Annotated in this window: 20 protein-coding genes; 1 reads left to right on the top strand and 19 read right to left on the bottom strand. The window is 38.8% G+C overall.

All coding sequences use genetic code 11. From position 1 onward, the window contains the following. Positions 1–6: 6 nt before the first annotated feature. The 5 genes from BLR79_RS01130 to BLR79_RS01150 all read right to left on the bottom strand — a co-directional run bounded on the left by BLR79_RS01130 (position 7) and on the right by BLR79_RS01150 (position 6773). Complete coding sequence (locus BLR79_RS01130; protein ID WP_092084032.1) at positions 7–1902, bottom strand: ABC-F family ATP-binding cassette domain-containing protein; 1896 nt, start codon at positions 1900–1902, stop codon at positions 7–9. A gap of 116 nt (positions 1903–2018) precedes the next feature. Continuing rightward, positions 2019–3695 (bottom strand): formate--tetrahydrofolate ligase, encoded by a 1677-nt coding sequence (locus BLR79_RS01135; RefSeq protein WP_092084034.1) that lies wholly within the window; start codon positions 3693–3695, stop codon positions 2019–2021. Positions 3696–3706: 11 nt separating this feature from the next. After that, positions 3707–4210: a methylated-DNA--[protein]-cysteine S-methyltransferase gene (locus BLR79_RS01140; protein WP_092084036.1), complete on the bottom strand. Its 504-nt coding sequence runs from the start codon at positions 4208–4210 to the stop codon at positions 3707–3709. Between the two features lie 103 nt (positions 4211–4313). Continuing rightward, on the bottom strand, positions 4314–4877 hold the full coding sequence (merB, locus tag BLR79_RS01145) for an organomercurial lyase (protein ID WP_092084038.1): 564 nt from the start codon (positions 4875–4877) through the stop codon (positions 4314–4316). Between the two features lie 168 nt (positions 4878–5045). After that, complete coding sequence (locus BLR79_RS01150) at positions 5046–6773, bottom strand: ABC transporter ATP-binding protein (protein ID WP_092084040.1); 1728 nt, start codon at positions 6771–6773, stop codon at positions 5046–5048. 156 nt (positions 6774–6929) lie between these two features. Between BLR79_RS01150 and BLR79_RS01155 the strand changes: the two genes are divergently transcribed. After that, positions 6930–7148: a helix-turn-helix domain-containing protein gene (locus tag BLR79_RS01155; protein ID WP_092084042.1), complete on the top strand. Its 219-nt coding sequence runs from the start codon at positions 6930–6932 to the stop codon at positions 7146–7148. A 50-nt stretch (positions 7149–7198) separates the two neighbouring features. Here the strand turns inward: BLR79_RS01155 and lepA are convergent, their stop codons facing one another. The 14 genes from lepA to BLR79_RS01225 form a co-directional block, all read right to left on the bottom strand. After that, complete coding sequence (gene lepA, locus BLR79_RS01160) at positions 7199–9025, bottom strand: translation elongation factor 4 (RefSeq protein WP_092084043.1); 1827 nt, start codon at positions 9023–9025, stop codon at positions 7199–7201. Positions 9026–9226: 201 nt separating this feature from the next. Beyond that, a complete protein-coding gene (locus BLR79_RS01165; protein ID WP_092084044.1) occupies positions 9227–10093 on the bottom strand; it encodes an ROK family protein in 867 nt (288 codons plus the stop codon). A 21-nt stretch (positions 10094–10114) separates the two neighbouring features. Further along, positions 10115–11329, bottom strand: a complete 1215-nt coding sequence (locus BLR79_RS01170; protein ID WP_092084046.1) for an ROK family transcriptional regulator — start codon at positions 11327–11329, stop codon at positions 10115–10117. Positions 11330–11451: 122 nt separating this feature from the next. Then, on the bottom strand, positions 11452–12618 hold the full coding sequence (dnaJ, locus tag BLR79_RS01175) for a molecular chaperone DnaJ (protein WP_092084048.1): 1167 nt from the start codon (positions 12616–12618) through the stop codon (positions 11452–11454). Positions 12619–12712: 94 nt separating this feature from the next. After that, complete coding sequence (gene dnaK, locus BLR79_RS01180) at positions 12713–14548, bottom strand: molecular chaperone DnaK (RefSeq protein ID WP_092084050.1); 1836 nt, start codon at positions 14546–14548, stop codon at positions 12713–12715. 49 nt (positions 14549–14597) lie between these two features. Next, on the bottom strand, positions 14598–15173 hold the full coding sequence (gene grpE / locus BLR79_RS01185) for a nucleotide exchange factor GrpE (RefSeq protein ID WP_092084052.1): 576 nt from the start codon (positions 15171–15173) through the stop codon (positions 14598–14600). A 24-nt stretch (positions 15174–15197) separates the two neighbouring features. Continuing rightward, complete coding sequence (hrcA, locus tag BLR79_RS01190; RefSeq protein ID WP_092084054.1) at positions 15198–16235, bottom strand: heat-inducible transcriptional repressor HrcA; 1038 nt, start codon at positions 16233–16235, stop codon at positions 15198–15200. A 204-nt stretch (positions 16236–16439) separates the two neighbouring features. Further along, positions 16440–17381 carry a riboflavin biosynthesis protein RibF gene (ribF, locus tag BLR79_RS01195; RefSeq protein WP_092084056.1) on the bottom strand — a complete coding sequence of 314 codons (942 nt, stop codon included), beginning with the start codon at positions 17379–17381 and terminating at the stop codon, positions 16440–16442. A 20-nt stretch (positions 17382–17401) separates the two neighbouring features. Next, positions 17402–18331, bottom strand: coding sequence for a tRNA pseudouridine(55) synthase TruB (gene truB, locus BLR79_RS01200; protein ID WP_092084058.1), 930 nt, complete (start codon positions 18329–18331; stop codon positions 17402–17404). Between the two features lie 79 nt (positions 18332–18410). Continuing rightward, the gene (locus BLR79_RS01205) at positions 18411–18962 is read right to left on the bottom strand and encodes a chromate transporter (protein ID WP_092084060.1); all 552 of its coding nucleotides are present in this window, start codon (positions 18960–18962) and stop codon (positions 18411–18413) included. Then, positions 18959–19531 (bottom strand): chromate transporter, encoded by a 573-nt coding sequence (locus tag BLR79_RS01210; protein ID WP_092084062.1) that lies wholly within the window; start codon positions 19529–19531, stop codon positions 18959–18961. The genes BLR79_RS01205 and BLR79_RS01210 overlap by 4 nt, the downstream gene beginning before the upstream one ends. 97 nt (positions 19532–19628) lie before the next feature. Then, entirely contained in the window at positions 19629–20081 is a 453-nt protein-coding gene (locus BLR79_RS01215) for a hypothetical protein (RefSeq protein WP_092084064.1), read from the bottom strand. After that, positions 20074–20883, bottom strand: a complete 810-nt coding sequence (locus BLR79_RS01220) for a DUF3100 domain-containing protein (protein WP_092084066.1) — start codon at positions 20881–20883, stop codon at positions 20074–20076. The genes BLR79_RS01215 and BLR79_RS01220 overlap by 8 nt, the downstream gene beginning before the upstream one ends. A gap of 5 nt (positions 20884–20888) precedes the next feature. Further along, positions 20889–22085: a M20 metallopeptidase family protein gene (locus BLR79_RS01225; RefSeq protein ID WP_092084068.1), complete on the bottom strand. Its 1197-nt coding sequence runs from the start codon at positions 22083–22085 to the stop codon at positions 20889–20891. Positions 22086–22472 lie beyond the last annotated feature (387 nt).

Raw genomic sequence — 22472 nt, forward strand, 5'->3', positions numbered from 1 at the left:
ACCTTTCTACATTGACAATTGTTCTAAAAATTCATACCGTTCATAGGCTTCCATTAAAGACATCTCAGTCGCTTCTAGTTGCTCTTGAAGTTCCATTAACTTGCCAGCGTCACTTCCTGATTCGTTCATTTTGTTAGAAATATCGTCAAGCATCGTTTCATACTTTTCGATTAAATCTGGTAGTTCAGCCCATTCTTTCTTCTCGTGATAAGTCATTCGGCGCGGTTTATCTTCTTTTGGTTCTTCATTTACTTTTTCAACCGCTGTCGCTTCTTTAACGGGTTTTGGTTTAGAGGTCATTGTTTTCACTGTTTCTAAATATTCAGTGTAACTACCCCAATACCACTCAAACTCTCCGTGACCTTTAATATCTAACAGTTGATGGACTGTTTTATCTAAGAAATAACGATCATGGGAGACGACTACGACAACGCCTTTAAAGTCTTCTAAATAGCTTTCTAAAATAGTTAACGTGTCGATATCTAAATCATTCGTCGGCTCGTCTAATAATAAAACGTTGGGTTCTTGAATAAGTAAGCTAAGTAAGTACAAACGACGTTTTTCCCCGCCGGACAATGTATCAATAGTCACCCCATGGCTATGACGATCGAAGTTGAAACGCTCTAGCATTTGCGCAGCACTGGCTGTTGTTCCATCGGGACGTTTAAAGTTATCCGCCACATCGCTTAAATATTCTAAAATACGCTTATCGCCGGGTAAATCTTCATCCAACTGGCGGTAATAAGCAAAACGTACCGTCTGGCCGACTTTATACACTCCATTAGAGACAGGGTAGCGTTCGGCTAAAACGTTTAAAAAGGTTGTCTTTCCAACTCCATTGTCTCCAATAATACCAACACGATCACCTTTAACAAACACGTGAGTTAAATCTTTCACCACTGTTTTACCGCCGATTTCAACAGTCACATCTTCTAACTCCATCACTTGGTTTCCGATGCGTTGTTGAGAAAAGTCCAATTCGATATCTCGATCTTGTTGGTCGCGAGATTGAATGTTTTCTTTTAAAGACTCAAAGCGGTCAATCCGTGCTTGTTGTTTAGTCGTTCTAGCTCTGGCTCCTGTACGCATCCAAGCTAACTCTTGCGTAAATAGACGGTCTTCTTTTTCTTGCATCCGAGCTTGAAGTGCTTCTCGTTCAGCTCGTTGCTCTAAATAATCTTGGTAAGCCCCTTTATAATACGTTAATTTGCCGTGTCTTAATTCAACAATTTGATTAACGACGCGGTCTAAAAAGTAACGATCATGGGTGACGAGTAAAACAGCCCCTGGGTAATTAGATAAATAACGTTCTAGCCATTGAATAGAATCAACGTCTAGGTGGTTTGTCGGCTCATCTAAAATGAGTAAGTCTGAAGAGGCGATGAGCGCTTGGGCGATCCCAACTCGCTTGCGTTGTCCCCCGGAACTTTCGCCTAAGGTTTGATTAAGTTGTGTTAAACCCAGCTGAGAAAGTATTGTTCGAGCTTTAGTTTCTACGTCCCAGCCACCTTTTTCACTCATTTCTTCACTCATACGCATAAAGGATTGTTGAAGCGCTTCATCTTGTGGATTGTCCTCTAGTTGTAGACGAATCGTTTCATAACGTAAAACAAGTTGAACTAAAGGTGCCGGACTATCATAAATCGTTTCTAGAATAGTTTTATCGGGGTCAAAGACAGGATTTTGATCTAAATAACTAATCGTGTAGTCATTCGGTTTTAAAATTTGGCCACTATCATACCCCTCAAGGCCGGCAATAACTTTTAAAAGAGAACTTTTACCGGTTCCGTTGGGTCCAATTAGCCCAATGCGGTCGCCTGTTTTTATGGATAAGTCAACGCCTTCGGCTAATTTTTTGACGCCGTAAGTTTTATATAATTGTTCAATCGCTAATTCTTTCATCAACAAATCCTCCTCTATTGTATCTGTAATAGTATACCAAATTCCCCATAATATAACTATCAAGATTAAGCGACAAATAAAAAAAGGAATGCGCGAAGCACTCCTTTTCTGGCGGATTAGAACAATCCAGTAATATTTCCTTCCACATCGATATCAATGGACTCGGCTGCGGGTTGTTTTGGTAAACCTGGCATCGTCATAATATTTCCAGCGAGGGCGACGATAAAGCCAGCTCCTGCTGAAAGTCTTAACTCGCGAATCGTAACATCAAAGTCAGTCGGTGCGCCGACGCGACCAGCTTGGTCAGTGAATGAATACTGAGTTTTAGCTACACAAATAGGTAAGTTTCCGTAACCTAGCTCTTCTAATTGACGAGCTTGACGTCTTGCAGCAAGTAATAGCTTAGCGTTATTACCACCATAAATGCGGCTAACTAACGTGTCTAATTTTTCTTGAATCGTTGTATCCAAGTCATAAGCGTAACGTACTTCTTCTTGAGGTTGGTTGGCTAATTCGACAACACGTTTTGCTAAGTCGCTAGCTCCTTTTCCGCCTTCGCCCCAAACGTCAGCAACTTCTACAGGGATGCCTTTTTCAGCACATGCTTGTAACACCACATCTAGTTCTTCTTGAGTATCGAAAGTGAATTGGTTAATTCCGACGACGACATTTAAGCCGTATACTTGTCTTAAGTTATCCACATGACGCATCAAGTTTGGTAAACCGTCTTTTACTGCCTGTGGGTTTGGCTCTTTTAGATCTGTCTTTTTCACCCCGCCGTGCATTTTTAATGCGCGAACCGTTGCTACAACAACTACTGCGTCAGGGCGAATGCCAGCCATACGACCTTTAATATCTAAAAACTTCTCAGCACCTAAATCCGCCCCAAATCCTGCTTCAGTAACCGTGTAGTCAGCTAAGTGCATCGCTGTTTTAGTCGCAACAACCGAGTTACATCCGTGAGCAATATTCGCAAAAGGTCCGCCGTGAATTAAAGCTGGTGTTTGTTCTAAAGTTTGAACTAAGTTTGGTTTAATCGCTTCTTTTAATAAGGTTGCTAAAGCACCCGCAGCTTTTAAATCACCGGCTGTAATAGGTTGTTTATCGAAGTTATATGCAACAACCATTGATGATAGTCGTTCTTTTAAGTCTTTTAAATCTTCAGCTAAACATAACACCGCCATAATTTCAGAAGCAACGGTAATGTCATAGCCGTCTTCACGCGGCACACCGTTAGTGGCTCCTCCTAATCCGTCCACAATTTGACGAAGCTGACGGTCGTTCATATCAACCACACGTTTCCAAGAAATCGAACGGGTATCGATATTTAAAGCATTGCCGTGGTGGATATGGTTGTCGATCATGGCTGCTAATAAGTTATTCGCTGCACCAATCGCGTGTAAGTCTCCGGTAAAGTGTAAGTTAATGTCTTCCATAGGAATAACTTGTGCATACCCTCCGCCGGCTGCGCCACCCTTCATCCCAAAAACAGGACCTAAGGAAGGTTCTCTTAAAGCAAGCATCGCTTTTTCGCCGATATAACTTAAACCATCTGCTAACCCAACAGACATTGTCGTTTTTCCTTCACCAGCCGGAGTTGGTGAAATGGCTGTCACTAAAATCAATTTGCCTTTAGAAGCTGGCTGATCTTGCAAAGCACGTACATCAATTTTAGCTTTGTAAGAGCCATATAAATCTAAGGCATCTTCTGGAACCCCAGCTTTTTGAGCAATTTCGTTAATGGGTTTGGGAGTTACTTGTTGAGCAATTTCAATATCTGTTAAATGAGTCATTCAATCTCTCCTTAAATTATTGATTCTAATGTTAATAAATATTCTTTACGCTGAACCCCAGCACTAAAGCCGCCTAATGTTCCATTTAAAGGTAATATGCGGTGGCAAGGTTGTAAAATCAATATGGGATTCTTTCCTATCGCACTTCCAACGGCTTGATACGCTTTAGGCCGACCGACTTGTTGAGCTATTTGCTTGTAAGATGATCTTTGACCGTACTCAACGTGAGTTAAAGCATGCCAAACTTGGCGTTGAAAGTCTGTTCCTACTCCTTTTAGAGGAATAGAAAAGCGTTGTCTTTTTTGTTGGAAATAGTCATCTAATTGGCGTTGTAACGTCAAAAATAAAGGCGTTGTTTGTTGCCGAATCTCACCTTGGTATCTTTGAAGCTTTTGAATGTACAGTGCGTCCTCACTATATTCTACCGGTTGTAAGTAGTAAAGATGAGTGTGACTCGCTACTGCGTATAGTGCTCCAATAGGTGAATTAAACGTCTCATAATAAAGACGATCCATCTTGCCACCTCCTACGGCTTCATTATATCAAATTTCATTAAAAAATATAGAAAAACCCCCACCAAAAATGAGTGGAGGCTAACCATAAAATTGTTCACTTTGTCTAAACTTCAAATAATTCACGGGCTTCTTCAATGGATTCGTCTAAGTTTAGCACTTTATAATTTGTAATGTGCGGGTTGTTTTCTAAATAGGTCTCAACGTGGTCACGTCGATTAAAAAAGTGGATAAAAGGACAACAATCTACGTTGCAATTCGTTGTACAGGACACTTCTTTATATAAAACAAAAAGATCATCCGCAGCATGGTTTGTAATCTGACCATTTTCCATTTCGATCGTGATCGGCTCTTGAGTAAGTTGGTCTTCACTCACAATTTTAATGGGACGATGAACGGTAAAGTGAATCCCTAGCGCATCAATAGCACACATCGCATAGACGGGTTGTGTTTTCTCATCGACATAGACTTGTTTATTTGTTTTTACGGTAGAAATAGGATAAATAGAGATAATATCTTCCTTATCATCTAGTACAATGACTTCTTTTTCCACGAGGGGTTGATAAGCTTCTTTCATATGAACTGGCGCTTCAGGGTGATTGATAATCGCTTCAATAATTTCTTGACGCAACTCAATTTCTTCTTTTGTTAAATGATCTGTAAAATTCATTCTATAGCCTCCTGTCACTTACTTTATTAAACTAAATTATATCGCAAAAGCTGCTTCATAAAATGATAAGTTAATAAAGGTTTTCTAGGATAATTTTCAATAACTTCTCACGAAATCCTTTAAAATAAAAACTCCTCAAACCTTTCATAAGGTTTAAGGAGCATCATCTTAAGCTATCGTGGCTTGTCTAAACTGTGAATAATACAATTTAGCGTAGTGTCCGTCGAGTTCTAATAACTCTTCATGGGAACCTGTTTCTTTAATGCCTTCTTCAGTGACGACAACAATACGATCCGCATGTTGAATAGTCGCTAGACGGTGAGCAATAATTAATGTGGTCCGTCCGGTAGCTAATTCATCAAAAGATTGTTGAATTTGCATTTCCGTTTCGGAATCGAGGGCACTAGTGGCTTCGTCTAAAATTAAAATACTTGGATTTTTCAAAAAGATTCGCGCAATGGATAGACGTTGTTGTTGACCTCCGGATAAACGAACCCCCCGCTCACCAATTTCAGTGTCTAGCCCGTCAGGCATTTGACGCACTACTTCTTCCAATCTTGCTGCTTTAACAGCTTGCCAAATTTCTTCTTCCGTAGCATCCAATTTACCGTAAGCGATATTATCTCTTAAAGTACCTGCAAATAAGAAAACGTCTTGTTGTACAATTCCGATTTGGCTTCTTAATGATTGTTGGGTGAATGATTGGATATTGATACCGTCAATCGTAATTTCACCTTCATCAATTTCATAAAAGCGTGGTAGTAAGTTAACTAAAGTCGTCTTACCCGCTCCAGAAGGTCCTACAAAGGCAATAGTTTCTCCTGCGCGAATCGATAAATTAATCTTTTCTAAAACAGGATGCTCGCTGTCGTAACTAAAGCTGACGTCTTTGTATTCAATATCGCCTTTTAACCCAGTCGCTTCAACCGCATCCGGCGCATCGACAATTTTAGGCTGTCGAGCGAGTTCTTCTTTAAAACGTCTAAAGCCAGCCCAACCTCTTGGGTATTGCTCGATCATGACGTTCATTTTTTCAATGGGACGAATTAAAACGTTGGCTAATACAATAAATCCAGCTAATTCACCAATCGTCATCTGATCTGTAATCGTAAAATAAGACCCTACAAAAAAGGTATAAATATTAATAATACGAACCATTAAGTAGTTTACTGACGAGCTCGTTCCAATCGTTGTATAAAATTTGATTTTATCCCGTCGGTATTGCTGGATCAACGATTCAAAGCGTTCTTTTTCATACTCTTCGTTGGAAAAAGCTTTAACAACACGAATACCCGCTAAAGAGTTCATCAACTCTGCGTTAAAATGACCTAGGTTTTTGTACACTTGACGATTAATTTGAATCATTCGACGGTTAAAGTAAGCCATAATTAGCGCTAATAAAGGAACAATTAAAACTGTGCCGACTGCTAGAGTGACATTCACTCGTAACATTAGGAAAAAAGCGGCCACTATAGTCATTACCGTAATAAACATATCTTCTGGCCCATGGTGAGCAAATTCACTGACTTCGAATAAGTCACTAGTTAATCGGCTCATCAATTCTCCTGTTTTCTTTTCATCGTAATACTCAAACGAATGGGTTTGGAAATGCTCAAATAATTCACGACGTATATCAGTTTCAATGTTTACTCCCAAAGTGTGCCCGAAACGAACAACGATGTAGTTTAAAGCAGTACTCAATAAATAAAGAGCAATTAAACCAATCGTGATCCAAGCAATTAAGCGAAAATTTTTCGTCGGTAATACATTATCAATGACCGATCTAACAGCTATCGGGAAAAACAACTCTAAAACGCCGAGTAAAAAAGCACTCCCAAAGTCTAAAATAAATAACTTTTTATATGGCTTATAATAACTAAAAAAATCTCGTAACATATAGACCTCCTCTAATCACTAAGTATATCATATCTTACTTTGCTAAAAATTTAAAATAAGTAGTATAGATCCATTATAATGTAAGGGCTTTATTTAGCTATACTCGGGAATATTTTGTATAATTTATGTAGTAAGGTTATAAGGAGGAGATAACGAATGTATCAACGTATTAAGTCTTTAAGAAAGAAAACCCAACGTTCTGTTGGGAGTGTTGCAAGCGCATTACAGTTATCCAATGATGATTACCTTGCTTTAGAACGAGGTGTTCGTCAACTTTTGACCCCTGAATTAATTGCTTTAAGCCGTTTATATTCTGTGTCAACGGATTATATTATTAACTTAACCGATGAAATGACACCTTACACAATGAACTAAAACAACCCTCCCAACTGGTCTCAGTTAGGAGGGTCTTTTCATCTCATGGACTAGTCATCATCGTCCATTTCTAAAATACTCATAAAGGCTTCTTGAGGAACTTCAACGCTTCCTACAGCTTTCATTCGTTTTTTACCTTCTTTTTGTTTTTCTAGTAACTTCATACGACGAGTCACATCCCCACCGTATAATTTAGCCGTTACATCTTTACGGAAAGCACGAATGGTTGAGCGAGCAATAATTTTATTTCCAATGGCTGCTTGAACTGGTACTTCAAACATTTGACGTGGAATAAGATCTCTTAATTTCTCCACTAACTTACGTCCTCTATGATATGCAAAATCTCTGTGGACAATACTACTAAAGGCATCAATCACTTCACCATTTAGTAAAATGTCTAACTTAACTAAGTTTGATGACTTGTAACCAATGATTTCATAATCTAAAGAAGCATAGCCACGAGTATTTGATTTTAATGTGTCAAAGAAATCATAAATAATTTCAGAAAGAGGTAATTCATAAATCACATTCACGCGGTTCTCATCTAAGTAGTCCATTGTTTGGAAGTTACCTCGTTTCTTTTGAGCTAACTCCATTACCGGACCTACATACTCATTAGGTACCATAATTGAAGCTTTAACGTATGGTTCATAGATTTCGCTAATTTCAGTTGGATCAGGTATTGCTGATGGGTTATCGACTACTACGCGTTCACCATCAGTTTTTAATACTTCATAAATAACCGACGGCGCAGTCATAATTAAGTCGATATTAAACTCACGTTCTAAACGCTCTTGGATAACATCCATATGTAATAAACCTAAAAATCCAGTACGATAACCAAATCCTAAAGCTTGGGATGTTTCTGGTTCAAAGTGAAGGGATGCATCGTTTAACTGCAAACGCTCCAGTGCGTCTCTTAATGCGTTGTAGTCGTTTGAATCCACGGGATAAAGCCCCGCAAACACCATTGGGTTTAACTCTCGGTACCCTTCTAAAGGCTCTGCCGCCGGGCGGTCTGCTAAAGTAATCGTATCCCCCACCCGGGTGTCTTGAATAGTCTTAATACTTGCGGCAATATACCCAACATCTCCAACCATTAAGTAATCACGCTTGACCTCTCCTGGTGAGAAGACGCCTAATTCAGTCACTTCGAATTCTTTTCCGTTACTCATTAGTTGGATCGTATCGCCTACTTGCACCACTCCATTAATGATTCGCACACTTAAAATAACTCCGCGGTAAGAATCATAAGTCGAGTCGAAAATTAACGCTTGTAGAGGTTCTTCGACGTCCCCTAAAGGAGCCGGCACTTTTTCAACGATTTGTTCTAAAATCTCTTCAATCCCAATGCCTTCTTTAGCGCTAGCTAAAACAGCTTCCGATGCGTCTAGGCCAATAACTTCTTCAATTTCATGTTTAGCCATTTCAGGATCGGCTGCAGGTAAGTCAATTTTGTTAACAACCGGTAAAATCTCTAAGTCGTTATCTAGGGCTAAATAAACGTTCGCAAGGGTTTGAGCTTCAATACCTTGAGCCGCATCGACTACTAAAAGTGCCCCCTCACACGCTGCTAGAGAACGGGATACTTCATAGGTAAAGTCTACGTGCCCTGGGGTGTCAATTAAGTGAAGAATATAATCTTCTCCGTCTTTTGCTTTGTAGTTGACTTCAACTGCGTTTAATTTAATTGTAATTCCACGCTCACGCTCTAAATCCATTGAATCGAGCAAGCGGTCTTTCATCTCGCGATCCGCAACCGTTTGAGTTTGCTGTAAGATACGGTCTGCGAGCGTTGATTTTCCGTGGTCAATATGAGCAATAATCGAAAAGTTACGAATCTTTTCTTGACGTTTTCTCATTTCATCAAAATTCATATATATATTTCCTCCATTAGCAGTCTAAAAAAGACTGAATCACTTCTCATCTATCATATCATTTTTCACGGTTTTTGGATAGTTGCCGATGGAAAAACTGTTGCCTATTGATTATAATTTTAAATTTTCTCTTTGGGTTTACATAATAATTTTAGGGTATAAAAAAAACAACCAACTCGAAAGTTAGTTGTTATTTAACCGTTATTGATCTTTTAAAGCTTCTTTAGCCAGTAAAAAGCACCCAATGGTTGCCTGGTCGTCTCCTAAACCAGGTAAAACTACGTACTCTTCTAAGTTAGGTAACGGAATGTAGTCATTACAAATTGCTTCAAGTTCTTTACGAACTTTATCAATTAAATGATCTTGTTTCATGACGCCCCCACCTAATACAATGACTTCCGGCGTTAAAATTAACGTATAGTTCCATAGCGCTTGAGCTAAGTAATAGGCTTCAAACTCCCAAATTGAATGATCTTCGTCAATAGTTTTAGCTGAACGATCGTAACGTTGTTCAATCGCGTATCCACTTGCTAATCCTTCTAAACAACTGCCATGACTTGGACAAATACCATTTTGTTCGTCATTTGGATGCATTTTCACCATAATGTGTCCCATTTCCGGATGAGTTTTGCCTTGGAATAACTCGCCATTACGGACAAATCCGCCTCCGACTCCCGTTCCAATGGTTAAATAAAGACAACTTTCTTTGCCTTTACCGGCTCCTTGATAATATTCACCATAGGCTGCCGCATTCACATCCGTTGTCCATGCTACGGGAACGTTGTAGCGTTTTTTAACTGTTCCTAAAAAGTCAAAATTGCGCCACAATAGTTTTGGCGTATTGGTTATATAGCCATAAGTAGCACACTTTGGATCAACATCGATTGGACCAAAGGATCCAATTCCAATCGCACTAAGATCATATTGATCAAAAAATGAAAAGACGTGCTTCATTGTTTCTTCTGGACTTGTAGTTGGAAAAGAAACTCTTTCTAAAATATTTAAATTATCGTCCGCGACAGCACAAACAAACTTTGTCCCGCCTGCTTCAATTGAACCGTAATACATACATCATGCTCCTTTTAATTTTTATTTTCGATTAAATAACTCGTTTGAATAATTTAAGCTCGCTTCAATCGCTACTGAAGCTGCACCTTTTAAGACATAATCATCTTGAGGTTGGGTATAAACAACTCGTGTACTATTAGCTATACTTGGAATGATGCGCTCTTTAATCATTGCTTCAAGACGAGGTTGGATAAACTTATGTCCTTTTAACATCTCGCCACCTAAAACTAGTAGACTTGGATTATAAGCGCTGATAATAACAGTGGCACCGACACACAAAGCCTCCACTGTTTCATCAACTACTTCACGGCATACATCGTCTGTTTCATAATGGTCAAAAATAGCTGACATGGTTACTTGAGGTAAGTCTTTTAAAACAGTCGGCGTTGTTTTAGCTTTTTCTTTCGCTTGTTTGAGAAAAGAAACGGTTGAACAGTAAGTTTCTAAACAACCTACATTTCCACAAGGACATGGAGGTCCCGTAAAATTAATGGTCGTATGACCAATTTCAGCAGCTGTTCCAAGATTTCCTAAAACAAAAGAGCCACGGTCAATGACACCACATCCTATCCCTTGATCAAGGTAATAAAAAGCTAATGTTTCATTTTCCGCTTGATTTAAATAGTTCTCTTTACAAGCTAAAGCCGCCGCATTCGCATCATGACTGATGACGACTGGTTTTGATAAAGTATTTTCGAAATAGTCGCGTAAAAATACTTTTTCAAAGCCACCTACTTCTGTCATCAATTCAATTTTTCCTTCTTGTAAATTGTAAGGACCTGGAACCGCAAAGCCGATATAAATAATTTGCGGTATTTCATCGATTAGTCGATTAAGCCGTAAACTAATTTCTTCAAGACGTTCATGAGCCGATAAATTAGAATCAAACGGATAAGTTCGTTGATCCATCAACTGATGATCTAAACGATACCAACCGATCGAGTAATCGTATCTTGATAGCTTTACGCCAATAACTTGGTAGTTTTCGACATCTACTCGCAATCCGATACTCGGTGCGCCGACACTTCCTTTTACAACTTTACTTTCAAAAACAACTTGTTGATCGATCAAGTCTTTCATAATTTTAGTAATGGCTGCTTGGGTTAGTCCTGTTTGTTGGCTTAATTCGCGCCGTGTTATATCTGGGTGATTCAAAATCATTTTTAAAATAAGGACGCGATTTGTATTATATTGATTGCGACTATTTTCTCCTCTTTTAGAACTGATAACTGTCACCCTTCCTATTAATTAACTGAGTTAATTTATTAACTATTGTTATTGTAAGGGGTTTCCATATCGATGTCAACTGTTTACATAAAAAAAGACCAAGATAAGGAGTTCTTATCTTGGCACAAATATTAATTATCGTGATCTGTAAAGATGTCTTTAACTTTATCGAAAAAGCCACCTTCAGTTTTAACCGACTGACCCGATTCACCGGCTAATTGTTTAAAGAGATCTTTTTCTTTTTCGGATAATTTAGTTGGTGTGACCACTCTAACGGTTATGTGTTGATCACCTTGTTGGTTGGAGTTAAGACTTTTAGCTCCTTTACCACGTAATCTTAATGTCGTACCTGTTTGTGTTCCAGCTGGGACTTTCATTTTCACTTTGCCGTGAACTGTTGGCACTTCTACTTGATCCCCTAAGGCAGCTTGGACGAAGCTAATCGGTAACTCATAGTAAATTTCTGTTCCTTCGCGGCGGAATTCTTTACTATCTGCCACTTGGAAGACAACAAATAAATCTCCGTAAGGACCGCCGTTTGTTCCAGCTTCACCCTGTCCACTTAGACGCATTTGTTGGCCGTCTTCTACGCCAGCAGGTACTGTGACTTTCACTGAATGTTGTTTTGAAACAATACCGTCTCCATGACACTCTGGACATTTATCGACAATTTCTTTACCTGTTCCGTGACATGTCGGACAGACACCTTGAGTCATCACACGACCAAAAGGTGTGTTACGTTCAACTTGGGTTACCCCTGAGCCATGACAAGTGCGACATGTAACCGGTTCTGTACCAGGTTTAGCACCTGAACCATGACAAGTATCACACGTTTCATTACGACGGTAAGTAATGGTTTTTTCAACGCCGAAAATCGCTTCTTCAAAGGTTAATTGAATGCGGTATTGTAAATCATTGCCTCGAGTCGGTGCATTTGGATCACGGCGTCCTGCTCCAGCACCACCGAAGAAGGATTCAAAGATGTCTTCAAACCCACCAAAGCCACCGCCAAAGTCTGCTCCACTAAAGCCACCAAAACCGCCACCACCAAAGCCACCTGCACCAAAGTTTGGATCCGTTGAAGCGTGACCATATTGGTCATAGGCAGCTCGTTTTTGTTCGTCACTTAAGACTTCATAAGCTTGAGTGACTTCTTTAAACTTTTCATCGGCGTCGGGTTCTTTATTAATATCTGGGTGATACTTTTTGGATAATTTACGGTATGCTCGTTTGATCTCTTGATCACTAGCGTCTCTTGAGACGCCTAGCACGTCATATAAATCGCGTTTGTTTTCCATTCCCTAGACTCTACCTCCTTTGAATAATGTAGAGAAAGCCAAGAGAATAAATCTCTTGGCTATTCTCAGACTAATCTGTTTAAAACTTTAAATCTTATTTGTCGTCTTCTACTTCTTCAAAGTCAGCATCGACAACGCCATCATCATTTCCTTGTGCTTGACCTGCGGCACCATCTTGGGCTGCTTGTTGTTCTTGTGCTACTTGTTCGTATAATTTAACAGATAAGTTTTGAACGATTTCATTTAAAGCGTCACGTTTTTCTTTCATTGCATCTAAGTCATCTGCTTCAACAGCTTCTTTCAATGCATCGCGTGCTTCTTCGGCTTGTTTTTTGTCTTCTTCAGAAACTTTATCGCCTAATTCGTCTAATGTTTTATCTGTAGTGAAGATTAATTGATCCACTTCGTTACGTAAATCTGCTTCTTCACGGCGAGCTTTATCTGCTTCAGCGTTAGCTTCAGCTTCTTTAACCATACGATCAATTTCTTCGTCTGTTAAGCTTGATGAAGATTTAATTGTAATCGTTTGTTCTTTGTTTGTACCTAAATCTTTAGCCGATACGTTAACAATACCGTTTTTGTCGATGTCGAAGGTTACTTCGATTTGTGGTACACCACGTGGTGCTGGTGGAATATCAGTTAATTGGAAGCGTCCTAATGTTTTGTTGTCCGCTGCCATTTCACGTTCACCTTGTAAAACGTGGACATCTACGGCTGGTTGGTTATCTGCTGCGGTAGAGAAAATTTGTGATTTAGATGTTGGAATGGTTGTGTTACGGTCGATTAATTTCGTAAAGATTCCACCCATTGTTTCAATACCTAATGATAATGGAGTAACGTCTAGTAAGACAATATCTTTAACGTCTCCTGAGATAACTCCACCTTGAATAGCAGCACCCATCGCAACCACTTCGTCTGGGTTCACTGAACGGTTTGGTTCTTTACCTGTTTCTTTCTTAACTGCTTCAACAACGGCTGGAATACGAGTTGAACCACCGACTAAGATGACTTCATCTAATTCGCTTGCTGAAAGACCTGCATCTTTTAATGCTTGACGAACAGGTTCTTTAGTTCTCTCAACTAAGTCGTGAGTTAATTCATCGAATTTAGCACGAGTTAATGTAATTTCCATATGTAATGGACCTGCGTCTGAAGCAGTAATGAATGGCAAGCTAATTTGAGTTGATGAAATACCTGATAAGTCTTTTTTCGCTTTTTCAGCAGCATCTTTCAAACGTTGTAACGCCATTTTGTCGTTACTTAAGTCGATACCATTTTCTTTTTTGAACTCTTCAACTAAGTAGTCGATAATTTTTTGGTCGAAGTCGTCTCCACCTAATTCGTTATCTCCTGCTGTAGATAGTACATCAAACACACCGTCACCTAATTCAAGGATTGATACGTCAAATGTACCCCCACCTAAGTCAAAGACTAAAATACGTTCTTCTTCTTCAGTTTTGTCTAAGCCATAAGCTAATGCAGCTGCGGTAGGTTCGTTAACAATACGTTCAACTTCTAAACCAGCAATTTTACCTGCATCAGTTGTTGCTTGACGTTGTGCGTCATTAAAGTAAGCAGGTACTGTAATAACTGCTTTAGTTACTTTCTCACCTAAGTAGTCTTCAGCGTAGCTTTTTAAGTGTTGTAAAACCATTGCTGAAATTTCTTGTGGTGTATAAGTTTTCCCGTCAACTTCTACTTTATGGTTAGTGTCTCCCATATAACGTTTAATTGAGCTAACAGTATTTGGGTTTGTTACTGCTTGACGTTTAGCAACTTCCCCAACTTGGATTTCACCGTCTTTAAAAGCAACAACAGATGGTGTTGTACGGTTACCTTCTGGGTTAGCAATAATTTTCGCTTCTCCACCTTCTAAAACAGAAACAGCAGAGTTTGTAGTACCTAAGTCAATACCAATAATTTTAGCCATAATAAACATTCTCCTTTACTGATAAATGATTGTAAATGCGTGTCTTTTATTATTGAGCAACGATAACCATCGCTGGTCTTATAACACGGTCTTCAAGTAAATATCCTTTTTGTAATACGTTAACAACGATGTCTGATTCTTGATCTTCTTCTTTAGTCACTGTGCTGACCGCTTGGTGGTAGTTTGGATCAAAAGCTTCACCTACTGGGTCAATAACAGTAATGTTTTCGTTGTTAAATGCGTTAATGAATTGATCATATGCCATTTGAACGCCTTTTTTAACAGCTTCAGCTTCTTCAGTTTCTACTTCTAAAGCTAAGGCTCGCTCTAAGTTGTCGATGGTTTCAAGTAACGCACCGGCTAATTTTTGCGAGCGATACTTGGCTGCGTCTTGACGTTCTTTAGCATTTCTTCGTTGAATATTTTGTATTTCTGCTTGCAAACGCAAGATTTGATCTTCTAAGTTATTATTTTTTTCTTCAAGTTCTTGAATACGCTCTTCGTCTTTAGAAAGTTCGCCTTCAGACGAGTCATCGTTTTTGGTTGTTTCTTTTATTTCTTCCTCTTCTTGATGAGTGGCTTCATCTTGAAGTTCTTCTTGATTGTTTAATTCTTCTTTTGCCAATCAATACTCCTCCTATTCTACAACTCAACTCTTGGATAGTTGAGTGACTAATTGATTCATTAAATAGATAATACGATGGTATGACATATGATGTGGTCCTAGTAGACCAATAGTCATCGTGTTTTGTTGTGAGTCGGTATAAGTTCCTTTAATTAAGGAAAGTTTGTTGAGATGTTCAACGCCAAAGTCATAGCCAAAGATGACCTCAACAGATCCTCTTTGCGGTTTGGCCAGTAGTTGATCCATCTCCTGGGACTCATCAATAAAATTAAGTAAATCCTTCAATGAAAGCTTATTATCTCTAATCACTGATGAATCAAGTAAATTATATTTACCAACGACTAAATAACGTTGTCCTTTCGCTTGATTTAATGCACTTGTTATTAAAGGTAAAGAATCAAATTGTTTACCAAAATGACGTTGCATTAATAAAGGAATGGTAATCTTCATTCGTCGCTTAGCTTCATCTAAGGATAAACCTTTAAGTTCATCATGAAGCAATTGACTCATTTGTTTAACTTGATCAGTGGTTAACCTTTCATCTAAATCGAATAAGTGATTCACCACATGTCCTTGGTCTGTTAATAACACACCAATAATTTGAGCATCATTTAAATAAACAAAACGAAACTCTTTAATAGTGACCATCATGTCAGTATTATCATGGACAAAAGCGGTATAACCTGTCATGGAAACTAATATGTCAGCCGCTGTTTGAGCTAATTGGACTGGGTCGAGATGTTTCTTACTAAGTAACTCTTGAATCATTCCGTTAATTTGTGATTCATCGAATGAATTGATGATTTCCAATTGTTCATAGTTGGGAATGAGTTGATTAACATAGTAATGATAACCCGCTTTCGAAGGAATTCGCCCACTGGATGTGTGAGCTTTAATGAGTAAACCTTCGTGTTCCAAAGCTTTCATATCGTTTCGGATTGTGGCGGGACTAACTGTTAATACACTATGTCTTAATAATGTATTGGACCCCACCGGTTCTTTTTGTTCGCCGTAAAGTTGAACGATTAAACTTAAAATTTGTTGTTGTCTGGGGGTTAGCATAGCCCACCTCCTTACGTTAGCACTTGAACACTTCCTCTGCTAACCTGTCTCTATAATACATCCTTAGTCAGACTTTGTCAAGGGTTTTTTCGAAAAAATTAGCACTTTATTTAAAAGAGTGCTAACGACCCCTCAAACCCTTGAGATATAAAGGTTTTTGTCCAAAATAAAAAGCCTACTTTCGTTAAAAAGTACGCTTTAAAGTTAATTTTTTTTTAAATATTGTCGGGTTGCTAAGGCATCTTCATCCAGTTGTTTAATGAGACCTTCCATGCCATCAAACTTGACCTCTCCTCTTAAATAATGAAGCCAACGAATGTGCACTTGCTCGCCATAAATCATATCGTCGAAATCTAAAATATAAACTTCGCAAGTTAATCCGGTTTCATTATCAAAGGTAATGTTGTAACCAATGGAGGCCGTTCCTTTATACCACTGATCTTTCACTTTAATTTCAACCACATACACGCCAATACCCGGTAGCAGCTCAATATCTTTTGTATCAATATTCGCTGTCGGATAGCCCATTTGACGGCCCCGTTTTAAACCATGAACTACGACACCGTCGGTTTGATAGGGATAGCCTAACAATTCATTGGCTTTTTCAATTTGGCCTGTACTTAAATATTCGCGAATACGAGTGGAGCTAATTTTAGTATGATGAAAGGACTGTTGAGGAACACTAACGACTTCAAAACGTCCTTTAGCATGTTCCTTTAACGTTTCCATATTCGTTTGTCCTTTAGGACCATACGTATAGTCAAAACCAGCCACCACGACTTTAGCATTGAGTCCGACCATATAATCATCAACAAAAGTTTGAGGAAGTTGAGTCCCAAAATCATAAGTAAAATGAATTAAATATAAAATATCCACACCTAAAGCTTCTAATAATTCTTTTTTACGCTCGACGGTAGTTAAATAACGCATTTCTTGTTCGTCCATCGGTGAAAAGACAATTTTAGGATGTTGATTAAAGGTCATAACGGCTAAAGGTAGCCCTTTTTCTTCAGCAATTTTCTTAGCTGTTTTAATCACTTGTTGGTGGCCTAAATGAACGCCGTCAAAAAAACCGAGTGCTAAAACAATCGGTTCTTGAACAATTTCTGTCGGTTGATAGGGATGATGTAATTGAATGACTTGCATATAAAAACTCTTTCTAAAAATTATTGAATAGTTCGGTAATGGTTAAATAATTTATCGGGTTTAATCATTGAAGGTTTCGTCGGGTGTTTATCATAAATGGCGATTAAATGATCTTCATAAAATAAAGTAATCTTTTCCTTTAAAGGAAATCCGAAATAGTCTTCTGGAAGCACTTTACCGTGATTGACGTCGCGATACATCTCGTCAGTTAAATCCAGACGTTTAAATTCGCTGACACCGGCTTCAATTGGATGAATGATTGATTCGATCGTTTTATTTTCAACGTGATTTTTGATGTCTTCTAATGTATAGGCATCGTTTTGATTAAAGCCTCCGGTAGCGAGTCGCACTAATTTTGACATATGGGCTGGATAGCCTAATTTCTCTCCTAAATCGACCGCTAATGTTCGAACGTAAGTGCCCTTACCGCACTGAACGTCAAAGGACCACTGTTGAGTTTCTTGTTGCTCGTTAAAAACCGGATCAGTGATTCGTTTAAAAGACATAATGTCTACATATCGCACAGGACGTTCAACTTCAATACCTTCTCTAGCATATTCATAAAGTCGTCGTCCTTTGACTTTAACAGCTGAATAATACGGAGGTATTTGTTTGATGCGTCCTTCCATACTTTCCATCGCTTGATCAATCGCGTCCCCGGAAACAGGTGCTCCAACTGCTTTTTGTTCAACCATTGCTCCATGGGCATCTTCTGTTTCAGTAGAATAACCAAGGGTAATTTCACCCTCATATTCTTTTGTGCCGTCCATTAAGTACTCGACTAATTTGGTCCCTTCGCCAAGACAAATGACTAACACACCTTCAACTTGAGGGTCTAATGTACCTGTGTGACCAACTTTTTTCATGCCAAGTAATTTACGTAAACGAAACACCACATCGTGACTGGTCATGCCTGCTTCTTTCCATACTGCTAAAACACCGTGATACATTATTCTACCCCCAACTCTTTTTATAACATGTCCATCATAATTGATTTATCCTATTAAAGTCAACGCTTTAAGACTTATCTTAAAACACTAATAAACCAATCAACCCCGTCATCAGCATAATATAAATAGGGTTCACTTCTTTAAAATGTAATAAAATAAGGGTTCCAATAAAAATAAATACAGCAGGAATATTTAGCGTATTTAAATCGATTGACCCGTGGGCTCCGAAAAAGGCTGTCAAAACAATGGTAATCGCTGCTGAAGTAATGAGGGTCAGTACAGCAGGTCTTAACCCTCTAAAGACTCCTTCCATTATTGGCGAGGAACGGTAACGCACATAGACTGATGCAAGAAGTAAGACAACAATAAAAGATGGCAATACGTTACCAATGGTTGCTACTACGGCTCCTTTAAAGCCTGCCATTTGCATGCCGACAAAAGTTGCAGCGTTTAGCGCAATGGGTCCAGGAGTCGATTCAGAAATAGTAATTAAATCAACAAATTGAGTTTGAGTGATCCACCCTTGTTGTTTAACGACTAACTCTTCAATTAAAGGCATGGCAGCGTAGCCACCTCCAAAGGAAAATAAACCAATTTGAATAAATACCCAAAAGAGTTGTAAATAAATCATTGTGTCTCACCTCTTTGTTGCTTCAATTGATAAAGGGTTAATCCAGCACCTAATCCTGCTGCTATTAATAACATCAAGATAATGTTGAGTTTAAAGATAAAGGTCGCTATTAAAGTAAAGACTAAAATGATTAATGAAATCGAATTTTTAGATCGAATCAAGTCTTTAGCCATTTTAATAACGACGGAGATGATAACGGCTGCCACTCCTGCTTGCATTCCTGTTAAGACCGCTGAAACCGTATGGGAGTCTCTAAAGAAGGAATAAAAGATTGAAATTAGTGACATAATAAGTAAAGGTGGCAGTGCTGTACCAATGGTAGCAACCAAAGCTCCTAATAATCCAGCTAAGCGGTAACCAATCACGCTAGCGGCGTTAATGGCTATCGAACCGGGGGCTGATTGGGCAATCGCTATTAAATATAAAATTTCTTTTTCTTCTATCCAATCTAATTCTTTAACGAATCGATTTTGAAATAAAGGAACAATAACAAATCCACCGCCGACGGTAAACGCGGAAATAATAAAAGTCGAACTAAATAAGGTCCAATAAAATTTCCTTCTAGACATATTAAACTCCTTTTTATACCTGTTCTTATGGTTCTATACTAACATAAAGAACAAAAAGAAAACGGTCCACTGTTTAAAAACAGCCGACCGCAAAGTATTATAAATTAAGAAGTAAATCGCCAATCCAAGCAGACACAAAAAAGGTTCCCGCAATCACAAAAATCGATACAATAATTCCTTTGGCACCCACTTTTAAAAAAGGCTCCCAATCTTTTGCGATAACAACCCCTGCATAAGATAAAATAGGCGTACATAAAGCCATAATAGATACTTTATCAACGGAGTCAATGACCCATCCACTAATCGGCGAGATAGGACTGGCGATTAAAATGGCTAAAAGAGAAATCCATAAAATAGCTGAAATCTTTTCGCTAGGAATTAAATAAGATAAAGCGTAACCGACGAGGCTGACACCCATTAAAATTAAAAAGCCAGGCAACGACTCAACCAATCCAATTTGGTAGCCGACAAAGTTAGCAACCATTGATAATAGCCCGCTAATCAGTAAAGCAAGCAATAAATCAGGAAAAATTGTTTTAAATTTATTCATTATGATCCTCCTTTTTATTTTGGTTAAACATCGGACTTAACCAGCGGTACAACCGTTCTGTAATAGGTAATCCTAAAAAGATTCCTAAAGGTAAAGCGATGACACTGGAAATTAAGTTACTTAACCCAGCATAGGCCGTTAGTTGATCCGTATATTCAGGATACATTTCAATTAAAGACGCGAGTCCAGCAGACATCATTGAAGCACTCCCCGCTCCAGCCCCCATCGCAGCAGCTTGAGGACTGACTAACCCTAAAGTTGTTCCGATCGAAGCCAGTAAGCCAATTACAATAGGACCTAAAAGGGTTCCAACGATATAAACAGTCATGACCCCTCTAAACTCTGCAGAGGTTGCTCCGTAAGTTTCTTGAATTAACCCCACGTTTGCTTCACGACTTAACGCGTGACTCATCCCAATACTTTCTCGTTTTAATCCTAGAAGTAAGGCGATCGGCAAGGCAAAGAAAATCGTTCCAATATTTCCAAAGTTTTGTAAGACTAACGCAACGCCTGCTTGTCTAATTTCTTCTAATTGAGAACCACTGGAAACGCCTAATTTCGCCATTAAAAGTGCTAAAGCAATTCCCATCATATAGTTAGCTTGTTTGACGTTTTTCTCCGTCGTTAAATTAAAAGAAGGAATGAGGAAAATAATTAAAGACAGTAACATCGCCCAAATTAAGGGTGCTAGAACCACTGTAATTTGTCCAATGGTTAAACTAACCGCCCCAATTAATTCAGCAACAACCGTTGTTACTAACACAATTAAAAGGAGCATTCCATTACGTGATTGCTGATTCATAGGTCCTACCTTTCATTTAAATAGTCAAACGCAACTTGTACAAAAGAAGCCACACCTTTATAAAAGAGTGTTTCATCCACATCAAACTTTGGATGATGATGACCATGAAAGACACCGTCAACTTCTTGAGGGTTTGTTAAATATAAAAAGGTTCCTGGAACTTCACGTAAATAGTAAGAATAATCTTCCCCACCCATTAACGGCTCGGTTAATTCGATTAAATCTTCACCAAATAACGGCGCTAAAGAGTCCGTTACTTCTTGGGTTACGTTTGTGTCGTTAATAACGGCAGGGTATTTATAGTCATAAGTCACTTCACAGTCTACCCCCATGGCAGCACCAATTCCTCGACTAATTTGTTCTAACTTTTCATGAATTTTACGACGAGTATCGTCATTGAACGTACGAACTGTTCCTTCAATTTCCACTTCATCAGGAATAATGTTTTGGTTAAATCCGCCTTCAATACGAGTAATTGAGACAACACAAGGATCCACTGCTTTAATATTTCGACTTTTAATTGTTTGAATAGCTGTCACTAATTGACCCGCTGCGACAATTGGATCGTGAGAAATTTCCGGATAGGCTCCGTGAGCCCCTTTTCCTTTGACTTTAATATATAAACGGTCCATCGAAGCCATCATTGGGCCATCTTTATAAAGAACGGACCCCTTTGGCATTTCTGCGACTAATTCCCCCATATGAAAACCGATCATTCGGGTTGCTTGAGGATTTAAAAGAGCTCCTTCTTTAACCATCGGCTCAGCTCCTCCAGGATATTCTTCTCCCGGTTGGAAGACTAATTTTACCACGCCACTAAATTGATCAGCGTTTTCTTTTAATACTTTCGCTGCTCCTAAAAGCATAGCGGTGTGACCATCGTGACCACAAGCGTGCATATTTTCATTCGTTGATGAAAAAGAAAGTCCGGTGTCTTCTTTAATAGGTAATCCGTCCATATCAGCACGCATACCTAAAACCCGGTCCGTCTTGCCATCTTTTTGGCCGTAAATATGAGCGACAATTCCATTTCCATTCACATAAGAACTATCATACTCAATGCCTAATTCGTCTAATACTTTCGCAACATATGCAACGGTTTTTGGTAATTCTAATCCTAATTCAGGAATTTGATGTAGATCACGACGCCATTTAATCACATCGTCTTGAACTTGTTGAGCTAGCTTAATACTATTGATCATCTTTTTCATCCTTTTTTCATAAATATTATTATTCCATTATCTCAAAGTCCTACTTATTGTCAATTAGCCACTTTAAACAATCTCGATTGTCAATTTAAGTTAGAAATTTCTACACTATATTATGAGTGATTGAACTTGGTGACATACTTGTGCTAACCACCTTAAACAACTCCCTTCATCAAGCTCCTGGCTGGACAAGAGGAAAAGCGCTAGCGACTCTTGAGGAGTCAGGTGCTTGATGAAACCATATTTCTTAAGTGGTTGGCATAATATCCAGGTGTTTGATCCAAAAGATGGGCCAAGAAAACCTCCAGGGGAGTGTAGTAGTTAAGAGATTTACGTGGAATGATATTTCGCTTGAAGGTTACTTCCTTAAGAAAGTCTTCA

Origin of the sequence: Dolosicoccus paucivorans, assembly GCF_900100125.1 — a bacterium.
Lineage (GTDB): Bacteria > Bacillota > Bacilli > Lactobacillales > Aerococcaceae > Dolosicoccus > Dolosicoccus paucivorans.

What these genes read in the sequence shown, in the direction of transcription:
- BLR79_RS01130 (WP_092084032.1), bottom strand. Translation starts at nt 1,902, where the DNA reads ATGAAAGAATTAGCGATTGAACAATTATATAAAACTTACGGCGTCAAA.
- BLR79_RS01135 (WP_092084034.1), bottom strand. Translation starts at nt 3,695, where the DNA reads ATGACTCATTTAACAGATATTGAAATTGCTCAACAAGTAACTCCCAAA.
- BLR79_RS01140 (WP_092084036.1), bottom strand. Translation starts at nt 4,210, where the DNA reads ATGGATCGTCTTTATTATGAGACGTTTAATTCACCTATTGGAGCACTA.
- merB (WP_092084038.1), bottom strand. Translation starts at nt 4,877, where the DNA reads ATGAATTTTACAGATCATTTAACAAAAGAAGAAATTGAGTTGCGTCAA.
- BLR79_RS01150 (WP_092084040.1), bottom strand. Translation starts at nt 6,773, where the DNA reads ATGTTACGAGATTTTTTTAGTTATTATAAGCCATATAAAAAGTTATTT.
- BLR79_RS01155 (WP_092084042.1), top strand. Translation starts at nt 6,930, where the DNA reads ATGTATCAACGTATTAAGTCTTTAAGAAAGAAAACCCAACGTTCTGTT.
- lepA (WP_092084043.1), bottom strand. Translation starts at nt 9,025, where the DNA reads ATGAATTTTGATGAAATGAGAAAACGTCAAGAAAAGATTCGTAACTTT.
- BLR79_RS01165 (WP_092084044.1), bottom strand. Translation starts at nt 10,093, where the DNA reads ATGTATTACGGTTCAATTGAAGCAGGCGGGACAAAGTTTGTTTGTGCT.
- dnaJ (WP_092084048.1), bottom strand. Translation starts at nt 12,618, where the DNA reads ATGGAAAACAAACGCGATTTATATGACGTGCTAGGCGTCTCAAGAGAC.
- dnaK (WP_092084050.1), bottom strand. Translation starts at nt 14,548, where the DNA reads ATGGCTAAAATTATTGGTATTGACTTAGGTACTACAAACTCTGCTGTT.
- hrcA (WP_092084054.1), bottom strand. Translation starts at nt 16,235, where the DNA reads ATGCTAACCCCCAGACAACAACAAATTTTAAGTTTAATCGTTCAACTT.
- ribF (WP_092084056.1), bottom strand. Translation starts at nt 17,381, where the DNA reads ATGCAAGTCATTCAATTACATCATCCCTATCAACCGACAGAAATTGTT.
- truB (WP_092084058.1), bottom strand. Translation starts at nt 18,331, where the DNA reads ATGTATCACGGTGTTTTAGCAGTATGGAAAGAAGCAGGCATGACCAGT.
- BLR79_RS01205 (WP_092084060.1), bottom strand. Translation starts at nt 18,962, where the DNA reads ATGATTTATTTACAACTCTTTTGGGTATTTATTCAAATTGGTTTATTT.
- BLR79_RS01210 (WP_092084062.1), bottom strand. Translation starts at nt 19,531, where the DNA reads ATGTCTAGAAGGAAATTTTATTGGACCTTATTTAGTTCGACTTTTATT.
- BLR79_RS01215 (WP_092084064.1), bottom strand. Translation starts at nt 20,081, where the DNA reads ATGAATAAATTTAAAACAATTTTTCCTGATTTATTGCTTGCTTTACTG.
- BLR79_RS01220 (WP_092084066.1), bottom strand. Translation starts at nt 20,883, where the DNA reads ATGAATCAGCAATCACGTAATGGAATGCTCCTTTTAATTGTGTTAGTA.
- BLR79_RS01225 (WP_092084068.1), bottom strand. Translation starts at nt 22,085, where the DNA reads ATGATCAATAGTATTAAGCTAGCTCAACAAGTTCAAGACGATGTGATT.